This window comes from Pseudoduganella aquatica (assembly GCF_009857595.1).
In the GTDB taxonomy this organism is placed as follows: Bacteria; Pseudomonadota; Gammaproteobacteria; order Burkholderiales; family Burkholderiaceae_D; genus Rugamonas; species Rugamonas aquatica_A.
This window is the reverse complement of record NZ_WWCU01000020.1, coordinates 21,778-41,544: the sequence shown is the minus strand read 5'-3', so window position 1 is coordinate 41,544 and position 19,767 is coordinate 21,778. Positions and strand designations below refer to the sequence as shown.

The 19,767-nt window shown below is 65.6% G+C and carries 17 protein-coding genes; 10 read left to right on the top strand and 7 right to left on the bottom strand.

Going from position 1 to position 19,767, the window contains the following annotated elements:
* The first annotated feature begins 108 nt into the window (after nt 1-108).
* From hpnC to GTP77_RS17545, 6 genes are all read left to right on the top strand, one after another.
* Nucleotides 109-975 carry a squalene synthase HpnC gene (gene hpnC, locus GTP77_RS17565; RefSeq protein ID WP_161073447.1) on the top strand — a complete coding sequence of 289 codons (867 nt, stop codon included), beginning with the start codon at nt 109-111 and terminating at the stop codon, nt 973-975.
* Between the two features lie 34 nt (nt 976-1,009).
* Entirely contained in the window at nt 1,010-1,843 is an 834-nt protein-coding gene (gene hpnD / locus GTP77_RS17560; protein WP_161073446.1) for a presqualene diphosphate synthase HpnD, read from the top strand.
* A 3-nt stretch (nt 1,844-1,846) separates the two neighbouring features.
* Nucleotides 1,847-3,259, top strand: coding sequence for a hydroxysqualene dehydroxylase HpnE (hpnE, locus tag GTP77_RS17555; RefSeq protein WP_161073445.1), 1,413 nt, complete (start codon nt 1,847-1,849; stop codon nt 3,257-3,259).
* A gap of 137 nt (nt 3,260-3,396) precedes the next feature.
* Complete coding sequence (locus GTP77_RS30885) at nt 3,397-3,522, top strand: hypothetical protein (RefSeq protein ID WP_260048834.1); 126 nt, start codon at nt 3,397-3,399, stop codon at nt 3,520-3,522.
* 15 nt (nt 3,523-3,537) lie between these two features.
* Nucleotides 3,538-4,356, top strand: a complete 819-nt coding sequence (locus tag GTP77_RS17550) for a DUF1700 domain-containing protein (RefSeq protein ID WP_161073444.1) — start codon at nt 3,538-3,540, stop codon at nt 4,354-4,356.
* A gap of 18 nt (nt 4,357-4,374) precedes the next feature.
* Entirely contained in the window at nt 4,375-5,184 is an 810-nt protein-coding gene (locus GTP77_RS17545; protein WP_161073443.1) for a head GIN domain-containing protein, read from the top strand.
* Here GTP77_RS17545 and GTP77_RS17540 read toward each other — a convergent pair.
* Nucleotides 5,178-6,440 carry a TIGR03862 family flavoprotein gene (locus GTP77_RS17540; RefSeq protein WP_161073442.1) on the bottom strand — a complete coding sequence of 421 codons (1,263 nt, stop codon included), beginning with the start codon at nt 6,438-6,440 and terminating at the stop codon, nt 5,178-5,180. The two genes, GTP77_RS17545 and GTP77_RS17540, sit on opposite strands and share 7 nt — an antisense overlap.
* Before the next feature lie 79 nt (nt 6,441-6,519).
* Between GTP77_RS17540 and GTP77_RS17535 the strand changes: the two genes are divergently transcribed.
* Nucleotides 6,520-6,753: a hypothetical protein gene (locus GTP77_RS17535; RefSeq protein WP_161073441.1), complete on the top strand. Its 234-nt coding sequence runs from the start codon at nt 6,520-6,522 to the stop codon at nt 6,751-6,753.
* A 101-nt stretch (nt 6,754-6,854) separates the two neighbouring features.
* Here GTP77_RS17535 and moaD read toward each other — a convergent pair whose 3' ends face one another.
* From moaD to thrC, 3 genes are read right to left on the bottom strand one after another with little or no spacing between them, the layout of a single operon-like run.
* On the bottom strand, nt 6,855-7,112 hold the full coding sequence (gene moaD, locus GTP77_RS17530; protein ID WP_161073440.1) for a molybdopterin converting factor subunit 1: 258 nt from the start codon (nt 7,110-7,112) through the stop codon (nt 6,855-6,857).
* Nucleotides 7,113-7,116: 4 nt separating this feature from the next.
* The gene (locus GTP77_RS17525; protein WP_229202246.1) at nt 7,117-8,325 is read right to left on the bottom strand and encodes a molybdopterin molybdotransferase MoeA; all 1,209 of its coding nucleotides are present in this window, start codon (nt 8,323-8,325) and stop codon (nt 7,117-7,119) included.
* Between the two features lie 3 nt (nt 8,326-8,328).
* Nucleotides 8,329-9,804 (bottom strand): threonine synthase, encoded by a 1,476-nt coding sequence (gene thrC, locus GTP77_RS17520; protein ID WP_161073439.1) that lies wholly within the window; start codon nt 9,802-9,804, stop codon nt 8,329-8,331.
* A 159-nt stretch (nt 9,805-9,963) separates the two neighbouring features.
* Between thrC and GTP77_RS17515 the strand changes: the two genes are divergently transcribed.
* Together GTP77_RS17515 and GTP77_RS17510 are read left to right on the top strand one after the other, a co-directional pair.
* Nucleotides 9,964-14,388, top strand: a complete 4,425-nt coding sequence (locus GTP77_RS17515; protein ID WP_229202245.1) for a DEAD/DEAH box helicase — start codon at nt 9,964-9,966, stop codon at nt 14,386-14,388.
* A gap of 240 nt (nt 14,389-14,628) precedes the next feature.
* Complete coding sequence (locus GTP77_RS17510; protein WP_223149365.1) at nt 14,629-15,393, top strand: PEP-CTERM sorting domain-containing protein; 765 nt, start codon at nt 14,629-14,631, stop codon at nt 15,391-15,393.
* Here GTP77_RS17510 and GTP77_RS17505 read toward each other — a convergent pair.
* The 3 genes from GTP77_RS17505 to kbl are packed head-to-tail and all read right to left on the bottom strand — an operon-like array spanning nt 15,374 to nt 19,000.
* On the bottom strand, nt 15,374-16,753 hold the full coding sequence (locus GTP77_RS17505; protein WP_161073438.1) for an L-serine ammonia-lyase: 1,380 nt from the start codon (nt 16,751-16,753) through the stop codon (nt 15,374-15,376). The genes GTP77_RS17510 and GTP77_RS17505 overlap by 20 nt on opposite strands.
* 56 nt (nt 16,754-16,809) lie before the next feature.
* Nucleotides 16,810-17,772: an NAD-dependent epimerase/dehydratase family protein gene (locus GTP77_RS17500; RefSeq protein WP_161073437.1), complete on the bottom strand. Its 963-nt coding sequence runs from the start codon at nt 17,770-17,772 to the stop codon at nt 16,810-16,812.
* Between the two features lie 22 nt (nt 17,773-17,794).
* On the bottom strand, nt 17,795-19,000 hold the full coding sequence (gene kbl / locus GTP77_RS17495) for a glycine C-acetyltransferase (RefSeq protein WP_161073436.1): 1,206 nt from the start codon (nt 18,998-19,000) through the stop codon (nt 17,795-17,797).
* A gap of 174 nt (nt 19,001-19,174) precedes the next feature.
* On the opposite strand from kbl, the gene GTP77_RS17490 reads away from it, so the two are divergent.
* Complete coding sequence (locus GTP77_RS17490; RefSeq protein WP_161073435.1) at nt 19,175-19,750, top strand: helix-turn-helix domain-containing protein; 576 nt, start codon at nt 19,175-19,177, stop codon at nt 19,748-19,750.
* Nucleotides 19,751-19,767 lie beyond the last annotated feature (17 nt).

Here is a 19,767-nt window from a genome sequence, read left to right as displayed (position 1 = left end):
CTATGATGGTTCCGGCCAGAAAGTAAATGACTTTCCGTTAATTAAAATTATAAGCCGTGACACAATCTTTGCAAATGACTTTGGCGTCATTTACTTGAATATCCCACTATGTCAGTAGACCATTACGAGAACTTCCCCGTTGCATCCATCCTGCTGCCGCGCCGCCTGGCGCCGGCGGTGGAGGCGATTTACGCCTTCGCGCGCAGCGCCGACGACATCGCCGACGAAGGCGACGCCACGCCCGAACAGCGCCTGGCCGCGCTGGACGCCTACGAGCAGGCGCTGGACCGCATCGAGGCCGGGGAAGCCCATACCGACCCGATGTTCACCCGCCTGGCCGCGACCATCGCCCAGCACGACCTGCCGCTGCGGCCCTTCCGCGACCTGCTTTCCGCCTTCAAGCAGGACGTGAGCGTGACCCGCTACGCCACCTACGACAGCCTGCTGGACTATTGCGCCCGCTCGGCCAACCCGGTCGGCCTGCTGATGCTGTCGCTGTACGGCCAGGCGGACGAGGACAATGTGCGCGATTCGAACGCCATCTGTTCAGCATTACAGATTATCAACTTTTTGCAGGACGTGGCCATCGATCTGCATAAAGAGCGTATTTATTTGCCCATGGAAGACCTGGCGCGCTACGCGGTGTCGCCCGCCGCGCTGGACCACCCCGGCGGCACCGCCAAGTGGCGCGCGCTGATGAAGTTCGAGGTGACGCGCGCGCGCGCCCTGATGCTGTCCGGCGCGCCGCTGGCCGTGCGCCTGCGCGGCCGCATAGGCCTGGAGCTGCGCATGGTGGTGCAAGGCGGCTTGCGCATCCTGGAGTCGATCGAGGAAGTGGACTACGACGTGTTCCGCCGCCGCCCCAAGCTCACCCGCAAGGACTGGATGAAGGTGATCTGGCGCGGCCTGCGGATGAAGGCGCGCATGAAAGCGGCCATGAAAAGCCCCCCGGCTGCGGCGCTTCCCTTAGAATAGCGGCTTCGATCGCCTCACCCTTGCTTTTTTGACCATGTCACCAGACGAATACTGCCAGCAAAAAGCCGCCGCCAGCGGGTCCAGTTTCTACTACAGCTTCCTGTTCCTGCCGCAGGAACGGCGCCGCGCCATCATGGCGCTGTACGCTTTCTGCCGCGAAGTGGACGACACGGTGGACGAATGCACCGACGAATCCGTTGCGCGCGTGAAGCTGGCCTGGTGGCGCAAGGAGATCTCCGGCATGTACGAGGGCAAGCAGGCGCACCCGGTCACGCAGGCATTGCAGCCGCACCTGGCCACCTACAATCTGAAGCAGGAGCATCTGCAGGCCATTATCGATGGCATGGAGATGGACCTGAACCAGACCCGCTACCTTGATTACGTGGGCATGTCCAAATATTGCTGGCACGTGGCCAGCGTGGTCGGCATCCTGTCGGCCAGCATTTTCGGCATGAGCAATCCGCAGACCTTGCAGTTCGCCGAGAAGCTGGGCCATGCCTTCCAGCTGACCAACATCATCCGCGACGTGGGCGAAGACGCGCGCAAAGGCCGCATCTACCTGCCGGTGAACGAGCTGCAGCAGTTCAACGTGACCGCCGCCGACCTGCTCAATGCGCGCCATAGCGAGAACTTCGAGAACCTGATGAAGTTCCAGATCGCCCGCGCGCAAAAGGCATACGACGAGGCATTCGCCTTGCTGCCGAAAGAAGACCGCCGCGCCCAGCGCCCCGGCCTGATGATGGCGGCCATCTACCGCACCCTGCTGACGGAGATCGAGAACGACGGCTACCATGTGCTGACCCAGCGCATCTCGCTGACGCCGCTGCGCAAGCTGTGGCTGGCCTGGAAAACCTACATCCGTGGGTAAAAAGTGAAGGCGCGCAGGGTTGCCGTCGCCGGTGGCGGCTGGGCTGGATGCGCAGCGGCCGTGGAGCTGGCGCGCGCCGGCTGCGATGTGACGCTGCTGGAGTCCGCGCGCACCCTGGGCGGCCGCGCGCGCCGCGTGGAGCTGGATGGACGGCAGCTGGACAACGGCCAGCACATCATGCTGGGCGCGTATTCCGAATCGCTGCGCGTGATGAAACTGGCCGGCGTGGACATCCAGTCCGCCGTGCTGTCGCTGCCGCTGCAGATGCGCTATGCGCCCGGCGCTGGCGGCATGGACTTCCTGGCGCCACGCCTGCCCGCGCCGCTGCATCTCCTGGGCGCGCTGCTGCGCGCATCCGGCCTCGCACGCGAGGACAAGATGGCGCTGGCGCGCTTTTCCACCACGGCGCGCTGGATGGACTGGCGCCTGAACACCGATTGCAGCGTGGACGAACTGCTGGCGCGCTTCGACCAGACGCCGCGCCTGATCCAGCTCATGTGGCGCCCGCTGTGCCTCGCCGCGCTGAACACCCCCACCGAGCGCGCCTCGGCGCAGGTATTCCTGAACGTGCTGCGCGACAGCCTGGGCTCGCGCCGCAAAGCGTCCGACATGCTGATACCCCGCGCCGACCTGAGCGCCCTGTTCCCAGACGCCGCAGCCGCCTGCATCGCGCGTCACGGCGGCGCTGTGCACACCGGCGCCAAAGTCACCGGCCTGGCGCCCCTGCCCGGCCAGCGCTGGCAGCTCACCGCTACCGGCAGCGCGCTTGGCGGCGCGCCCGCCGGCGCCGCCCAGTCCCCACGCGGCGCGCCCTGGACCGCCGAATTCGACGCTGTCGTCCTGGCCCATGGCGCGCCCGCAACCACCGCCCTGCTGCGTACCTTGCAGCTGGACGCGGCGGGCGAGCAGCTGGCAACGCAGCTGGAAGCGTTCACACCGGAAGCCATCACCACCTGCTATCTGCAATACGGCGCCGATGTGCGGCTCGATATTCCGTTTTACGCCCTGCTGGACAACCCGGCCACCGGGCACTGGGGCCAGTTCGTCTTCGACCGCGGCCAGCTGGACGCGAAGCAGGCTGGCCTGCTGGCAGTCGTCATCAGCGCCTCCGGCGCGGCGGCGGAGCTGGGCCAGGCAGCGCTGAGCGCGGCCATCGCCGCGCAACTGGCCGCCGTGCTGCGCCGCCCGGAACTGGCGCAGCCGTCCTGGAGCCGCGTCATCACCGAAAAGCGCGCCACCTATGCCTGCAGCCCCGGCCTGGCCCGCCCGGCCAACGCCCTGCCCGGCCAGAGCAGCCTGGCCGGCCTGTACCTGGCGGGCGACTACACCGCAGGCGACTACCCCGCCACGCTGGAAAGCGCCGTGCGCAGCGGCGTGGCAGCCGCCAAAACCTTGCTCGCCAGCAAACATGCCTGATTTGAAGCCAGTCCCCGGCTATCCCCGCATTGCGTCGTCTGCCCCGTCATTTATGCATCCTGTCGCACACCAGTGGTCTGTACAAGTTCGTTTGCGTACAGTTGCATCATCGGTAGTGACTCAATATGGAGCAGGAAATGACAATCGGACTGACTTTGAAAACCCTGGCAATCGTGGCGTTGGTAGCCGCCAGCACGGTCATCATCGTGCTGAACGAACATGCCGGCATGGCAATTTCCCTGTCGCAACACGCCGCGTTTTAACCGCAGGAGTTTTTAATGGATAAGCAGGCCTACCTGGACGCGCTGCACAAGGCCCTGGCGGGACTCCCGCCGGAGACGATCGCCAAGACGCTGGCCTACTACGAGCAGCGCTTTGTCGACGGCGTGATGAGCGGACGCACCGAGCAGGAGATCGCCTCCGAGCTGGGCGAGCCGCGCAAAATCGCGATGACGCTGCGCGCCAACGTCCACATGTCCGCCTTCGAGCAGAAGAAAACCCCGGTCAATGCCGCGCGGATGGCCGTGTCGCTGGTCGGCCTGGCCATCTTCAACCTGTTCATGGTGGTGCCGGCCATGGTCTACGCCGCGCTGCTGGGCACCATCTACGTGTGCGCCTTCGCCTTCTACCTGAGCGGCATCGTGATCACCGCCAGCGGCCTGTCGGGCACCAATGAACTGGTGCTGGACGGCCCTCTGCGCGAGATGATCCAGTTCGACCACGACGATCACGACGGCCAGCGCACCCAGACCAAAGTCGCCATCGGCCACGACGGCATCCAGGTCTACCAGGAACCAATGGACGGCTACAATGCTCCGCCTACCGCCGACAACGCCGGCGAAGACCAGGACAACGGCGACGGCTCCAGCAGCCGCTCCGGCAAGATTATCGAGAAAGCCGAGCGCATGGCCAGCAGCACGGTGCACATCACCACGGAGCTGGACGGCGAATCGCGCACCACCCAGTCGGTGCTGGGCATGACGCTGGTGATCGTCGGCATCCTGCTAAGCCTGATCAGCCTGGTAGTCACCAAGTACACCATCATGGGCGTCAAGCGCTACATCCAGATGAACTTTTCCCTGTTGCGGGGCCGCTAAGGCGGACGGGAGCAAAACATGAAAGCCTTGTTCAAAGTCGGTATCAGCATGTTCCTGATGGCGTGCGTGCTGATCGCCATTTCCTACAGCATGCTGCGGGCGCACGGCGCCACCAACCCCTCCAGCGCGCAAGGCCGCGCGCCGGCCAGCGAAACGCGCGACATCGGCAACGGCATCACGTCGGTGGAGCTGAGCGGACCGATAGACCTGACCCTGCGCCAGGGCGATAAACCCTCCCTCAAAGTGCGCGGCGAGCAGCGCCTGCTGGGCAACGTGGAGACCGAGCAGGAAGGCGACACGCTGCACATCGGCACCAAGGGCATGCTGTTCCACCATCGCCGCCCCTTGCAGGTGGAGCTGGTGCTGCCATCGCTGTCCGGTATCGAAGTGCATGGCAGCGGCGACAGCACGGTGAACGGTTTTAGCGGCGAGAAGCTGTCGGTGCAGATACACGGGCCGGGCAATCTGAATTTCAACGGCCGCTTCAAGAAAGTCGAAGCCGGGGTGCATGGCAGCGGCGACCTGACGCTGAACACCGGCGCCAGCGAGATTGTGACGCTGGAGATGGTGGGCTCGGGCCAGATCAAGAGCAGCGGCAGCTGCAAGACCCTGAACGCCGAGCTGTCCGGTTCGGGCGACCTGGATGCGCAGCATCTCGCGTCGGATCAGGTGGTAGTGAGTCTGCGCGGCTCGGGCACCACCAATGTGTTTGCCCGCAAATCGGCCGAGCTCACGCTGAACGGCAGCGGCGACATCCGCGTGTTCGGCAACCCGGACAACCGCAACGTGAGCCGCACCGGGTCAGGCGAAGTAAGCTGGGATCATTGAGGCGGCCGAGCGAGCCAGCGCAGCACATCCTCGCCCGCCTCCTGCCCGCTCGCCAGGCAAGCCGTCAGCAGATACCCGCCGGTGGGCGCCTCCCAATCCACCATCTCCCCCGCCACAAACACACCCGGCTTCGCCGCCAGCATCATCCCCTGCATGGCCTCAAACCGCACGCCGCCGCCGGTGCTGATGGCCTCGTCCACCGGCCTGGGCGCACGCAGGCGCACCGGCAGCATCTTCAGCACTTCCGCCAAACGCGCAGGATCTGCATACTGCTCCGCGCTGGCGCATTCTCGCAGCAACCCCGCCTTTACGCCCTTGATGCCCAAACGGCTTTGCAGATGGCTGGCCATGGAACGCGAACCGCGCGGCCGGCTGAGCTCATCCAGCACCCGCTCGGCGCTCAGGTCCGGCAGCAGATCCAGGTAAATCACCGCGCTGCCATCGGCCGCGATCTGATCGCGCAAGGCTGCGGACAGCGCATAAATCAGGCTGCCCTCGACCCCGCTCGCCGTCACCACAAACTGCCCCTGTTTGCGGAACGGCAGTCCGTCCGCGCCGGTGGAAGTAATGGCCACGGTAGTCAGCGGCTCGCCCGCATGCTTTGCGCTGAAATGCGCGCTCCAGTCCACGTCGAAGCCGCAATTGGCGGCCACCAGCGGCGCCACTTCCACACCCTGCCCCTCCAGCACCGGCACCCACGCACCGTCCGAGCCCAGACGTGCCCAGCTGGCCCCGCCCAGCGCCAGAATGGTGGCGTCGGCCTGCACGGCCAGTTCGCCGTCGGGCGTATCGAGCAGCAGCGCACCGTCCGCGCGCCAGCCGGTCCAGCGGTGCCGCTGGTGGAACTGCACGCCCAGCTCGCGCAGGCGGTGCAGCCAGGCGCGCAGCAGTGGCGCAGCCTTCATCTCGGTTGGGAACACGCGGCCCGAAGTACCGACAAAGGTTTCTATGCCCAGGCCACGCACCCAGTCGCGCACGTGCTGCGGGCCGAATGCATCCAGCATGGGACGCAGCTCGGCGGCGCGCTTGCCGTAGCGCGTGACGAAAGTCTCGTATGGTTCGGCGTGGGTGATGTTCATGCCTCCGCGGCCGGCGAGCAGGAATTTGCGGCCCACCGAAGGCATGGCGTCGTAGACGTCGACCTGCAAGGTACTGTTGGCGGCGGCGTGCTGGGCCAGCGTCTGCGCGGCCATCAGGCCGGCCGGTCCGCCGCCGATGACGGCGACGCGGAAGCTATTTTTATTCTGAGACTGCATGGGGAATCCGGGTGAAATATTGAGGCAATCCGGCATTCTAGGGCATACTGGCACGCATAGACCAATTTGGGAGGCAGTCATGGGCGCAGCATTCTGGATCAAGCGGTATTTGCTGGCGGCGGTGCCGCTGTTCGCCATCCTGGCGATCGTGGAATACGTGAAGGGATCGACCGCAACGGCGGACTTCCTGAGCGCGGCCTTGTGGGCCGCGATTGCTGCCGGGATTTTTGTGTTCACGCAGTTCCGGCGCTACCGCAAGGGCCTGGAATGCGCGGCTTGCGATGCGGTGGGCAAAAACGCCAAGCAGCCTTAGAGGCGAACTGGCGGGTTACGCCTACGGCTAACCCGCCCTACGGCCTGCGGCATTGACATTTCGTAGGGCGGGTTAGCGCGCAGCGCGTAACCCGCCAAACATCAACCGCCAGTCACCGGCGGAAAGAACGCCACCTCCGCACCATCCTGCACCGCAGTCTCCGGCTGGCACATCACCTGATTGCAGGCCATGCGCAAGGCACGGCCCTCGCCCAGCGCCTGCGCCCAGGCGCCGCCGCGCGCGACGAGCAGCGCGCGTATCGCCGCCACCGTCGCCACGCCTGCCGGCAATTCCAGCACTTCGGTGGAAGTACCCACCGCTTCGCGCACACTGGCGAAGAATTTCAGCGTTACATTCATATCGTCAAACCAATTCGGAAAACGGAATAAAGCGCACGACGTCGCCAGCCTGGATGGCCTGGCCGGGCGGATTGTCTATCAGCCCATCGCCCCAGACGGTGGACGTCAGCACGCCGGAGCTCTGGTTGCTGAACAGCTCCAGCCCGCCCTGCTGGTTCAGCCGCGCGCGCAGGAACTCATTGCGGCGGTCGGCCTTCGGCCAGTTGAAGTCGGCGCGCAGCTGGTAGGCCTTGGGCGCCAGCGCGGCCGGGTCGCCCACGCCTTGCAGGCGCAGGATAAACGGCCGCACGAACAGCAGGAAGGTGACAAAGCTCGACACCGGATTGCCCGGCAGTCCAAGGAAGAAAGCGTCCTTCACTTCGCCGAAGGCCAGCGGCTTGCCCGGCTTGACGGCGATCTGCCACATATTCAGCTTGCCCTCCGCCTCCACCGCAGGCTTGATATGGTCTTCCTCGCCGACGGACACGCCACCGGAGGTGATGATCAGGTCATTGCCCTCGGCGGCCTCGCGCAGCACCGAGCGGGTGGCGTCCAGCGAGTCCGGCACGATGCCGAAGTCGCTGATCTCGCAGCCCAGGTTTTCCAGCAGCGCGCGGATCGTGAAACGGTTGGAGTTGTAGATGGCGCCGGGCGCCAGCGGCTCGCCCGGCATGGCCAGTTCGTCGCCGGTGAAGAACACGGCCACGCGCAGCTTGCGCCGCACCGGCAGTTCGGCCAGGCCGACCGATGCGGCCAGGCCCAGCTCCTGGCTGCGCAGGCGCGTGCCTGCCGGCAGTATCACGCTGCCGCTGGTAATGTCCTCGCCCGCGCGGCGTATCCACTCACCCGGCTTGGGCGCGTGCTTGACGGTGACAACGGTGCCGGCCAGTTCGCACTGCTCCTGCATCACCACCGCGTCCGCGCCCTCGGGGATCAGGGCGCCGGTGAAGATGCGCGCCGCCGTGCCGGGCAACAGCGGCTGGCCGACATGGCCGGCCGGAATCCGCTGCGACACCGTCAGCGTGGCCGCGCCGCTGGCGCAGTCGGCTGCGCGCACGGCGTAGCCGTCCATCTGGGTGTTGTCGTGCGTCGGCACGTTCATGCCGGACACCTGAGCCTGCGCCAGCACGCGGCCATTGGCCGCCAGCGTGGACAGCGTTTCAACCTCCGCCACGGGACGCGCGGCGGCCAGCATGAAGTCCAGCGCCTCGCGCACCGGCATGAGAGGTTTCATGGCTTACAGTCCCGTGTTGGTGGCGATGTAATCCTTCATCTTCGCCACGTCGGACGACATGACGACGAAACGCTGCGGCAGCGCTTCGATGTTCTCGAAACCGGCCGGACGCTCGGCGTCCTCGCCCAGCGCTTCCAGAATGGTTTCGTTGAACTTGGCCGCCAGCGCCGTTTCCAGCACGATCATGGTCACGCCCGGCTCCAGGTTCTCGCGCGCCACCTTGATGCCGTCGGCGGTGTGGGTGTCGATCACGATGCCATAGTCGTCGGCCACGTCGCGGATGGTGTCGAGGCGGTCCTGGTGGGTGGACTTGCCGGACTTGAAGCCGTACTGCGCCACCTTGGTGAACTCGTCGCCGTCGCTGCCGGGGTAGCCGGACAGGTCGAAGCCGCCGTGGGTTTCCACCTTGGTGAACAGCGCGCGCGTGCGCTCCGCGTCGCGGCCCACCAGGTCGTAGATGAAGCGCTCGAAGTTGGAGGCCTTGGAAATGTCCATCGACGGGCTGCTGGTGTGGTAGGTCTCGGCGGACTTGCGCACGCGGTACACGCCGGTGCGGAAGAACTCGTCCAGCACGTCGTTTTCATTGGTGGCGGCCACCAGTTTCGCGATCGGCAGGCCCATCATGCGGGCGATATGGCCGGCGCAGATATTGCCGAAATTGCCAGACGGGACGGTGAACGACACTTTCTGGTCGTTGCTGGTGGTGGCGGCCAGGTAGCCGCGGAAGTAGTACACCACCTGCGCCACGACGCGCGCCCAGTTGATGGAGTTGACGGTGCCGATCTTCTGTTTGGCCTTGAACGGCAGGTCGTTGGAGACGGCTTTGACCATGTCCTGGCAGTCGTCGAACACGCCTTCGACGGCGATGTTGAGGATGTTCGGATCCTGCAGGCTGAACATCTGCGCGGTCTGGAAGGCGCTCATCTTCTTGTGCGGCGACAGCATGAAGACGCGGATGCCCTTCTTGCCGCGCATGGCGTATTCGGCGGCGCTGCCGGTGTCGCCCGAGGTGGCGCCGAAAATGTTCAGTTCAGCGTCCTTCTTGGCCAGCGCGTATTCAAACAGGTTGCCCAGCAATTGCATGGCCATGTCCTTGAAGGCCAGCGTGGGACCGTTCGACAGCGCCTGCAGCACCAGCTTCTTGCCCTTGGACTCTTCCAGCACGCGCAGCGGCGTGATGTCGGCAGCGGCTTCGCCTTCGCGCGCGTTGCGGTACACATCGGCGGTATAGGTCTTGGCGGTGAGCGCCTTCAGGTCCGCTTCCGGAATGTCGGTGGCGAACTTCTTCAGGATCTCGAAAGCCAGTTCCGCATAGGACAGCTTGCGCCATGCATCCAGCTCGGCGCCCGTCACTTGCGGGTATTCGGTGGGCAGATACAGGCCGCCGTCGGGGGCGAGGCCGCCCAGCAGGATATCGGAGAACTGTTGTGGAGACTGCGATGCGGCCGACGCTGCGGCGCGGGTAGACACATATTGCATAGATGAGAAAGTCCGGTTGGCGTGCGAAATCGAGCGTCTATTATAGTGCGGCTCGGGTATCGGTGTTATATCGCATTGTTTTATGTATATTTCGAATATAGGCGGCTCAGCGGGCGCTTGGCAAAAAGACCATCTGCTATGATCGGTTTTTGCAGCCGAATGCGGCCCGATTCCATGAACAAGCGCGCGCCCCTGAGCACTTTTGCCGGAGATTTCCACCCCGCCGTGGCGGCGTGGTTCGGCGCGGCCTTTCCGGCCGCCACCGAGGCGCAGCTGCGCGCCTGGCCGCTGATCCAGTCCGGCCGGCCCACGCTGGTGGCCGCCCCCACCGGCTCGGGCAAGACGCTGACCGCCTTCCTGGCCGCCATCGACGCGCTGGTGCGCGAAAGCAGCGCGGGGCCGCTGCCGGATGAAACCCGGGTGCTGTACGTGTCGCCGCTGAAGGCGCTATCGAACGATATCCGCCTGAACCTGGAGGCGCCGCTCGAAGGCATAGGCGGGCAACTGGCGGCCATGGGCATGCCGCCGCACGGCATCCGCGCCGCCGTGCGCACCGGCGACACCACGCAGGCCGAACGCAACGCCATGCGCAAGCGGGCGCCGCACATTCTCGTCACCACGCCCGAATCGCTGTATGTGTTGCTCGGGTCGGACAGCGGGCGCGCCATGCTGGCCAGCGTGCGCACCGTGATCGTGGACGAGATCCACGCCGTAGCGGGCGGCAAGCGGGGCAGCCATCTTGCCCTCAGCCTGGAACGGCTGGACGCCTTGTGCGCGCAGCCGCCTGTGCGGGTAGGTTTGTCGGCAACGCAGAAGCCCTTGTCCGCCGTTGCGGATTTCCTGGTCGGAGGCGGTGGCAAAGCCGGCGGCGCCGAATGCGCCGTAGTGGACGTGGGCCACGTTCGGGCGCGCGACCTCGCGCTGGAGCTGCCGCCAGTGCCGCTGGAAGCCGTGATGGCGAACGAGGTGTGGGACCGCGTTTACGACCGCATGGCCGAACTGGTGGTGCTGCACCGGACCACCCTCATTTTCGTCAACACGCGCCGCCTGTCCGAGCGCATTGCGCGCCACCTGGGCGACCGGCTCGGCGCGGAACATGTGGCCGCACACCACGGCAGCCTGGCCAAGGAATACCGCCTGGCCGCCGAACAGCGCCTCAAGAACGGCGAGCTGCGGGTGCTGATCGCCACCGCATCGCTGGAGCTGGGCATAGACATAGGCGACGTGGACCTGGTGTGCCAGGTGGGTTCGCCGCGCAATATCGCGGCACTGCTGCAGCGCGTGGGGCGCTCCGGCCACCATGTGGGCGGCGTGCCCAAGGGCCGCTTGTTCCCGACGTCGCGCGACGACCTGATTGAATGCGCGGCCTTGCTCGACTGCGTGCGGCGCGGAGAACTCGATGCGCTGCGCATACCGGTGGCGCCGCTGGACGTGCTGGCGCAGCAGATCGTGGCCGAGGTGGCGAGCCGGGAATGGGGCGAGGACGAGCTGTTTGCGCTGGTGCGCCGCGCGCAGCCCTACGCGCAGCTGGAGCGCAGCCGCTACGACGAGGTGCTGCGCATGCTGGCCGAGGGCTATACCACGCGCAACGGCGCGCGCGGCTCGTATCTGCACCGCGACGCGGCCAGCCGTTCGCTGCGCGGGCGGCGCGGCGGCAAGCTGGCCGCCGTCACATCGGGCGGCACCATACCGGACAACGCGGACTACACCGTGCTGCTTGAGCCGCAGGGGCAATCCGTGGGCACCGTCAATGAGGACTTCGCGGTCGAGAGCCTGGCGGGGGACGTTTTCCAGCTTGGGAATACCTCCTACCGCATAATCAGGATCGAGGCGGGCAAAGTGCGAGTGGAGGATGCGCACGGCGCGGCGCCCAATATCCCGTTCTGGCTGGGCGAGGCGCCCGGCCGAAGCGATGAGCTGTCAGCCGGCGTGGCGCGGCTGCGCGGCGAGATAGGCAGGCAGTTGGCGGGGCCGGCCAATGCGGATGGCGAGGCTGGCGGGGATGGAGCCTTGGCGTTGGACCGCGCCGTGGCCTGGCTGGAGGAACATCTGGGCATGCACGATGCCGCCGCGCGCCAGATCGTGGACTATCTGGCGGTCGCGCGCGCCTCCCTGGGCGAGCTGCCGACGCAGGACACGCTGGTGATGGAGCGTTTCTTCGACGAGTCGGGCGGCATGCAGCTGGTCATCCACTCGCCCTACGGCAGCCGCGTGAACCGCGCCTGGGGGCTCGCGCTGCGCAAGCGCTTCTGCCGCACCTTCAACTTCGAGCTTCAGGCGGCAGCCACCGAGGACGCCATCATCCTCTCCCTATCCACCAGCCACAGCTTCCCGCTGGACGAAGTCTGGCGCTATCTGCGTTCGGCCACCGCCGAGCCGATACTTGTGCAAGCCTTGCTGGACGCGCCGCTGTTCAATGTGCGCTGGCGCTGGAACGCCACCACCGCGCTGGCCCTGCCGCGCTTCACCGGCGGCCGCAAAGTCGCGCCGCAGCTGCAGCGAATGAAAAGCGACGACCTGCTCGCATCCGTATTCCCGGACCAGGCGGCCTGCCTGGAAAACATCGTCGGCGAGCGCGAGCTGCCCAGCCACCCGCTGGTGGACCAGACCCTGGACGACTGCCTGCACGACGCAATGGACAGCGAAGGCTGGCTGGCGCTGCTGCGGCGCATGGAGGCGGGCGAAGTAAAGCTCATCGAGCGCGACCTGCCCGCGCCCTCGCCGCTCGCCATGGAAATCCTCAACGCGCGTCCCTACGCCTTCCTCGACGACGCGCCGCTGGAAGAGCGCCGCACGCAGGCCGTGATGGCGCGCCGCTGGACCGATCCCGCCTCCGCCGGCGATCTGGGAGCGCTCGACGCGGACGCCATCGCCGGCGTGGCCGATGAAGCCTGGCCCACCGCGCGCAACGAGGACGAACTGCAGGAAGCACTGGTGGCCCTGGCCTGCCTGAGCAACGAGGAAGCGCTGCGGCAGGAAGGCTGGCCCGCAATGCTCGCCGCGCTGGCCAAGCAAGGCCGCGCCACCCGCCTGCATGCTGGCGGCGCCGACATCTGGGTCGCGCTGGAGCGCCTGGACTGCCTGCAAGCGGCCTACCCCGGCGCCTCGGCATCCCCAGTCCTGACCATCCCCGACAGCCATCGGGGCAACGGCGCGGAAGACTGGACGCGCGACGCCGCGCTGACCGAACTGCTGCGCGCCCGCCTCACCGGCTTCGGCCCGCAGCCGCTGTCCGCCATCGCCCAGCCGCTGGCGCTGTCCGAAAGCACTGCCGCCATCGCCCTGGCGCAGCTGGAAAGCGAAGGCTACGTCATGCGCGGCCACTTCACGCCCGGCGTGGCGGACGAGGAATGGTGCGAACGCCACCTGCTGGCCCGCATCCACCGCTACACCATCAAACGCCTGCGGCGCGAGATCGAGCCCGTCGAACAGCAGGACTTCATGCGTTTCCTGTTCGACTGGCAGCACCTCACGGAAGACACGCAGTTGCAAGGCCAGGAGGCGCTGCCGCAAGTCCTGGCCCAGCTCGAAGGCTACGAGGCCGCTGCGGGCGCCTGGGAAAGCGACCTGCTGGCGCTGAGGATGCGCGACTACTCCATCCTGTGGCTGGACGACCTGTGCCGCGCGGGCAAAACGGTCTGGACCCGCGTGGGCGCCCCGCGCTCGGCGGCCAGCGGCCCTGTGCGCAGCACGCCCATCGTGCTGCTGCCGCGCAGGCAGACCGCGTTATGGCACGAGCTGGCCCCCGATACGGGCGCGCCCGAAATCTCCCCGCGCGCCGCCGACGTGCTGGCGCTGCTGCAGCGCCACGGCGCCATGTTCTTCGACGAATTGCAGCACGACGTGCGCATGCTGCCGGTGGAACTGGAGAATGCGCTGGGCGAGCTGGTGGCAACAGGCCTGGTCAATGCGGACAGCTTTGCCGGCATGCGCGCCATGCTGCTGCCCGCATCCAAGCGCGCCAGCAACGACAAGCGCCGCCGCCGTGGCGCCGGTCCCACCATGGAAGAAGCCGGACGATGGGCGCTGGTGCGGCGCGGCAGTGCCGAACCGGCCAGCCCGCCAGTTCCGGCCCCGGCATCCGGCAAACCAGCCCGCAAGCCGCGCACCGATCCGGCCACGCTGGAGCACGTCGCCATGACGCTGCTGCGCCGCTACGGGGTGATGTTCTGGCGCTTGCTGGAGCGTGAAGCGGCATGGCTACCGTCGTGGCGGGAGCTGCTGCCGGTCTACCACCGGCTCGAAGCCCGTGGGGAGATTCGCGGCGGGCGCTTCGTAGCGGGCTATTCGGGCGAGCAATTCGCCCTGCCCGAAGCCATTCCCCTGCTGCGTGAAGTGCGGCGCCGTCCGCACGGCGGCAGCCTCGTGTGCATTTCCGGTGTCGATCCGCTCAATCTGTGCGGCACGCTCCTGCCCGGCATCAAGGTGCCCGCGGTGGCTGGCAACCGCATCCTGTTCCGCGAAGGAGCCCCGGCCGCCACCATCGTCGCGGGCGAAATCAGCTACCTTTTCCCGCCCGGGGCCGAGCGCGAGCTACTGCACGGACGTCTCGTCGGCAGATACCAGGGGCAGCTTTCATCATAGTAGTGTTGCAAGAAAGGCCAGTTTTATTGGGAATACAGCCATGCTTGTAGCCAAGATGCTAGAATCCGCCGTCGAAGTTTGATGTCATTTTTACATCTGGAGGCATGCATGCGCCGTCAACTCTTGGCACTTCCCCTGTTGAGCGTACTGGGCATTGCTCCAGTACACGCTACCCCCACCCAAACCAGTTTTGCCGCAGACGGCTACTCCTCGACCTGGGACTGCCGCTACAGGGCGGACATGTCGCGGTGCAATCCCGTCAACCCAACGCTCAACGGCTCCACCACGCACTGGCCGGGCGGCGCCAGTTCCAGCGCCACCAGCGCGCGCGGCGAAGCCTGGTCGCTGGCGGTAGCGGACCCGGGCGCATACTTGCCGATCCTGAAAACCTACGCGTCCAGCAACCCGAACTATGTACCAGCCGCGCCGAATGGCGACACGTCCATGGCCGACGCCAACATTTGGGGCGTGCAAGGTTACCGCTACACCGGCGCGACGCCATTCGAACTGACGGTGAGCGTAACGCTGGACTCGCAGTTTTCGCCTGCCGTTTCGGGAGCCGGCTACAACCACTCGTTCTTCGCGGTGAGCCTGTTCGACACCGAGGGCTACACCTTCGACTACAACCTGAATGCACAAAGCGGCAGCAGTTGCCCCATCCTGCGAACCGCATCGGGACCGGGCTGCGCGAACCTGCCCGAGATCTTTGCGCGCGACCAGAGGTTCCTGTATGACACCGGTTCCGTGACCACCACGGTGTCGTACATGCTCAACCCCGGCCAGACCTTCTATGTCGGAGCTTACCTGGATGCGAACGTATGCTGCGGCGGCGTGGTGGATTCGTCGCATACACTGACCATGCGCTTCAACGACGCGGCCATGCTGGACAGTTTCGCAGTCGCCATGGTGCCGGAGCCCGGCCAATGGGCGCTGATGCTCACCGGCCTGGCGCTGCTCTCGGGCTTCGCCAGGCGCCCCCGCATTGTCAGCAGGCCGCGTGGTTGACGGTCACCACGTGGATGGCGAGGCCGCCTAGCGAGGTTTCCTTGTATTTGGCCTGCATGTCCGCGCCGGTCTGGCGCATGGTTTCGATCACTTCGTCCAGGCTGACGAAATGGGTGCCGTCGCCTTTCAGCGCCAGCGACGCGGCGGTAATGGCCTTGACCGCGCCCATGCCGTTGCGCTCGATGCAGGGAATCTGCACCAGCCCGCCGATAGGATCGCACGTCATGCCGAGGTGGTGCTCGATGCCGATTTCCGCCGCGTTCTCGATCTGCAGATTGCTGCCGCCCAGCGCGGCCACCAGGCCCGCCGCAGCCATGGCACAAGCCACTCCCACTTCGCCCTGGCAACCGATTTCCGCACCCGAGATCGATGCGTTGCGCTTGCACAGCATGCCGATGGCGGCCGCCGTCAGCATGAATTCGCGCACGCCTTTTACCGGGTCGCTGGGGTGGCAATCCTCGGCGTAGTAGCGCAGCACTGCGGGGATAATGCCCGCCGCGCCATTGGTCGGCGCCGTCACAACGCGGCCGCCGGCGGCGTTTTCCTCATTGACCGCCATCGCGTACAGGCTCACCTGGTGCAGGGCGTCATGCGGCAATTCGTTGCTGCGGTCGCCGCCCTTGGCCTGGCGCCACAGGTCGGCCGCGCGGCGCTTTACTTTCAGGCCGCCCGGCAGCTGTCCCGCCGTTTCAAGACCGTGCGTGATGCAGTCGCGCATGACCTGCCAGATGCGGTCCACGCCTTCGTTCAGCTCTTCCTCCGATACGCGCATCAGCTCATTTGCGCGCAGCATTTGCGGAATGGTGAGGCCGGTGCGCTTGCCGTGTTCCAGCAGCTGCGCCATCGTGTCGAAGGGATACGGCATTTCAACCGGCGTCTTGCCCGCGATACCGCCGGTTTCGCCCTCTTCGCGGATAAAGCCGCCGCCGATGGAGTAGTACACCTTGCTGAGCATCGTTCCGTCGGCGCGCTTGAGCGTGAAGCGCATGCCGTTCGGGTGCTCGGGCAGCGTTTCGCTTTTGAAGAACAGCAGATTCGCGGCTGCGGTGAACGGAACGGCGTGCGTGCCGAGCAGCTTCAGTTCCTTCTTGTCCTCGGCCGCAGCCAGCATGGCGTCCACCTGCGTGGGGACCACATGCTGCGGCGTTTCGCCCATCAGGCCCAGGATCACCGCCTTGTCGGTGGCGTGGCCAACGCCGGTCAGCGCCAGCGAGCCATACAGCGCGGCTTCCACGCCCACCACGTCATCCAGCGAACCGGCTTCGACCAGGAAACGGCGGGCCGCCACCATCGGTCCCACCGTGTGGGAACTGGATGGCCCTATGCCGATTTTAAACAGGTCGAAAACGCTCATGTCCATTGGATGTCTCTTTCTTTTTTATGTGGCGCAGGCTTGTGCCCTGCTTGATTGGCTATTTATGCTGCCTGGCCCAGGCTGACGTCGATGTTCGCCAGCATGTCCTTGACCATCTCTTCGGTATTGATGCGCGCCCTCCAGCCCCAGTCCGCCGTCGCGTGACAATCGTCCAGGCTGTGCGGCCAGGTGTCGGCAATCGCCTGGCGGCTGTCCGGCTTGTATTCGATTTTAAAGCCCGGCACGGCGCGCGTGATCGCTTCCGCCAGTTGCTCGGGATTGAACGACACGCCGGCCACATTGTACGAGGAACGCACTTTGATCTGCGAAGCAGGCGCTTCCATCAGTTCCACCGTGGCGCGGATGGCGTCCGGCATATAGATCATCGGCAGCGTGCTCTTCGGACCGAGGAAGCACTGGTAGGTCTCGCCGCGCAGCGCCGCGTGGAAGATGGCGATGGCGTAGTCGGTGGTACCGCCGCCCGGAGGCGACTTGTAGCTGATGATGCCGGGGTAGCGGATGCTGCGCACGTCCACGCCGTACTTCAGGAAGTAGTACTCGCACAGGCGCTCGCCGGCCAGCTTGCTGATGCCGTAGATGGTGGTCGGGTCCATGACGGTCAGCTGCGGCGTGTCGTGCGCAGGCGTGTTGGGGCCGAAGGCGGCAATCGAGGATGGCCAGAACACGCGCAGCGGCTTGCCTTGCTCGCCGCGCACACGCGCCACCTCGAGGATGTTCAGCAGGCCGTCCATGTTCAGCGTCCAGGCTTTCAGCGGCGCCGCTTCGCCGGTGGCCGACAGCATGGCCGCCAGCTGGTACACCTGGGTGATGTTTTCGGAAGCGACCAGGGTCTCCAGGGCTTCCTTGTCCAATACGTTGAGCACCTGGTAGCGCGCTGCGTTGTAGACATTCTTGGCGCCGATGTCGGTGGCGATGACGTTTTGGGCGCCGTGTTTCTGCGCCAGCGCGTCCACCAGTTCACTGCCGATCTGGCCGTTGGCGCCAATTACTAAGATGCGTTCCATGCTGTTCTTTCAGTTCTATGATTTAGTTCTTCAGCAAGCCAAGTTCACGGCCTGCCTGCTCGAATGCTGCGAGTACGGTGTCCAGCTGTTCGCGGGTGTGGGCGGCGGAGAGCTGCACACGGACGCGGGCCTGGCCCATCGGTACTACCGGGTAGAAGAAGCCGCTGAGCAAAACGCCCAGCTCATACATTCGTGCAGCGAACTTCTGCGCCACGGGCGCGTCGAACAGCATGACCGGCACCACAGGATGGGTGCCCGGTTTGATGGTGAAACCGATACGCTCGATCTCCTTGCGGAAGTGGGCGGTGTTTTCGTGCAGGCGGTCGCGCAGCTCGGTGGACGCGGACAGGCGCTTGAGCACTTCCAGCGATGCGCCGGCAATCGACGGCGCCAGCGTGTTGGAGAACAGATAAGGACGCGACTTCTGGCGCAGCGTGTCGATCACTTCCTTGCGGCCGGAGGTGAAGCCGCCCATGGCGCCGCCCAGGGCCTTGCCCAGCGTGCCGGTGATGATGTCGATCTTGCCCACTACATTGTGGTGTTCGTGCGTGCCGCGGCCGGTCTTGCCCATGAAGCCGGAGGCGTGGCATTCGTCGATCATCACCAGCGCGCCGTACTGCTCGGCCAGCGCCACGATCTTGTCCAGCTGGGCGATGGTGCCGTCCATGGAGAACACGCCGTCGGTCACGATGATCTTGTTGCGTTTGCCGGATGCGTCCTGCAGCTGCTTTTCCAGGTCGGTCATGTCGTTGTGGGCGTAGCGGAAGCGAGCGGCCTTGCACAGGCGGATGCCGTCGATGATGGAGGCGTGGTTCAGCGCGTCGGAGATGATGGCGTCGTTCTCGTCGAACAGGGGCTCGAACACGCCGCCGTTGGCGTCGAAAGCGGCCGCGTACAGGATCGTGTCTTCGGTGCCGAGGAAGGCGGAAATGGCTTGCTCCAGCTCTTTGTGCACCGTTTGCGTACCGCAGATGAAGCGCACCGAGGACAGGCCGTAGCCGTATTTTTCGGTCGCAGCGATGGAAGCCTGGGCTACCCACTCTTCGCCGGACAGGCCCAGATAATTATTGGCGCACATATTAATCAGCGTGCGGCCGTCCTGCGCCACCACTTCGGCGCCCTGGCGGGAAGCAATCACGCGCTCCGGCTTGTACAGGCCTTGCTCGCGCAGGCTGTCCAGATTCTGCTGCAGGCCGGTGTAGAAAGCGTTTTTTGCTTGGTCGCTCATGATCTTCCTCTTTTGGTGGTGTAGGGTTATGCTGTGAGTGTCTTGGAGTTTACTCCACTTTTTTCACCGCACCACTCGAATCCGCTATTTCGAACTCAAGTTCAATATATCGAATCCTACCGGACTCCATTGAACATTGCAACACTTTGCACTATATCGAAGAATGAAAAACGCATGAAAGCAGCCTCCACGAATAACGCCCCGCCGGAAGTCGGCGCCGCCCTGCAACGCCTGCGCCTGGCGCGCGGGCTGACACTGGAAGACCTGTCGCGCATAGCGGGCGTGTCCAAGTCCATGCTGTCGCAGATAGAGCGCGAGAAGGCCAATCCCACCATCGCCATCACCTGGCGCCTGGCCAACGCGCTGGGCGTGCCGATCGGCGAGCTGCTGGACGAACCGGGGAAAACCGTCGAAACGATACGCGTGCTGGACGCGCACGAAACCCCCACCCTGCCCGGCGCGCACGCCGGCTACACGATGCGCATCCTGGGGCCGATGGAGCTGGCGGGGAAATACGAGTGGTATGAATTGACGCTGGCGCCGGGCGGCGAGCTGGTGTCGCAGGCGCACGACCCGGGCACCACCGAGCATTTGACGGTGCTGCACGGCTCCATGGAGCTGGAAGTGGGCGGCACCAAGAAGAAGGTCAAGCTGGGCGGCACCGCCCGCTACCCGGGCGACCTCGATCACGCCATCCGCAACGCGGGCAAGACCGAGGCCAAGGCGCTGCTGGTCGTGATCCACCGTTAAAGGGCAGCCACGGCCAG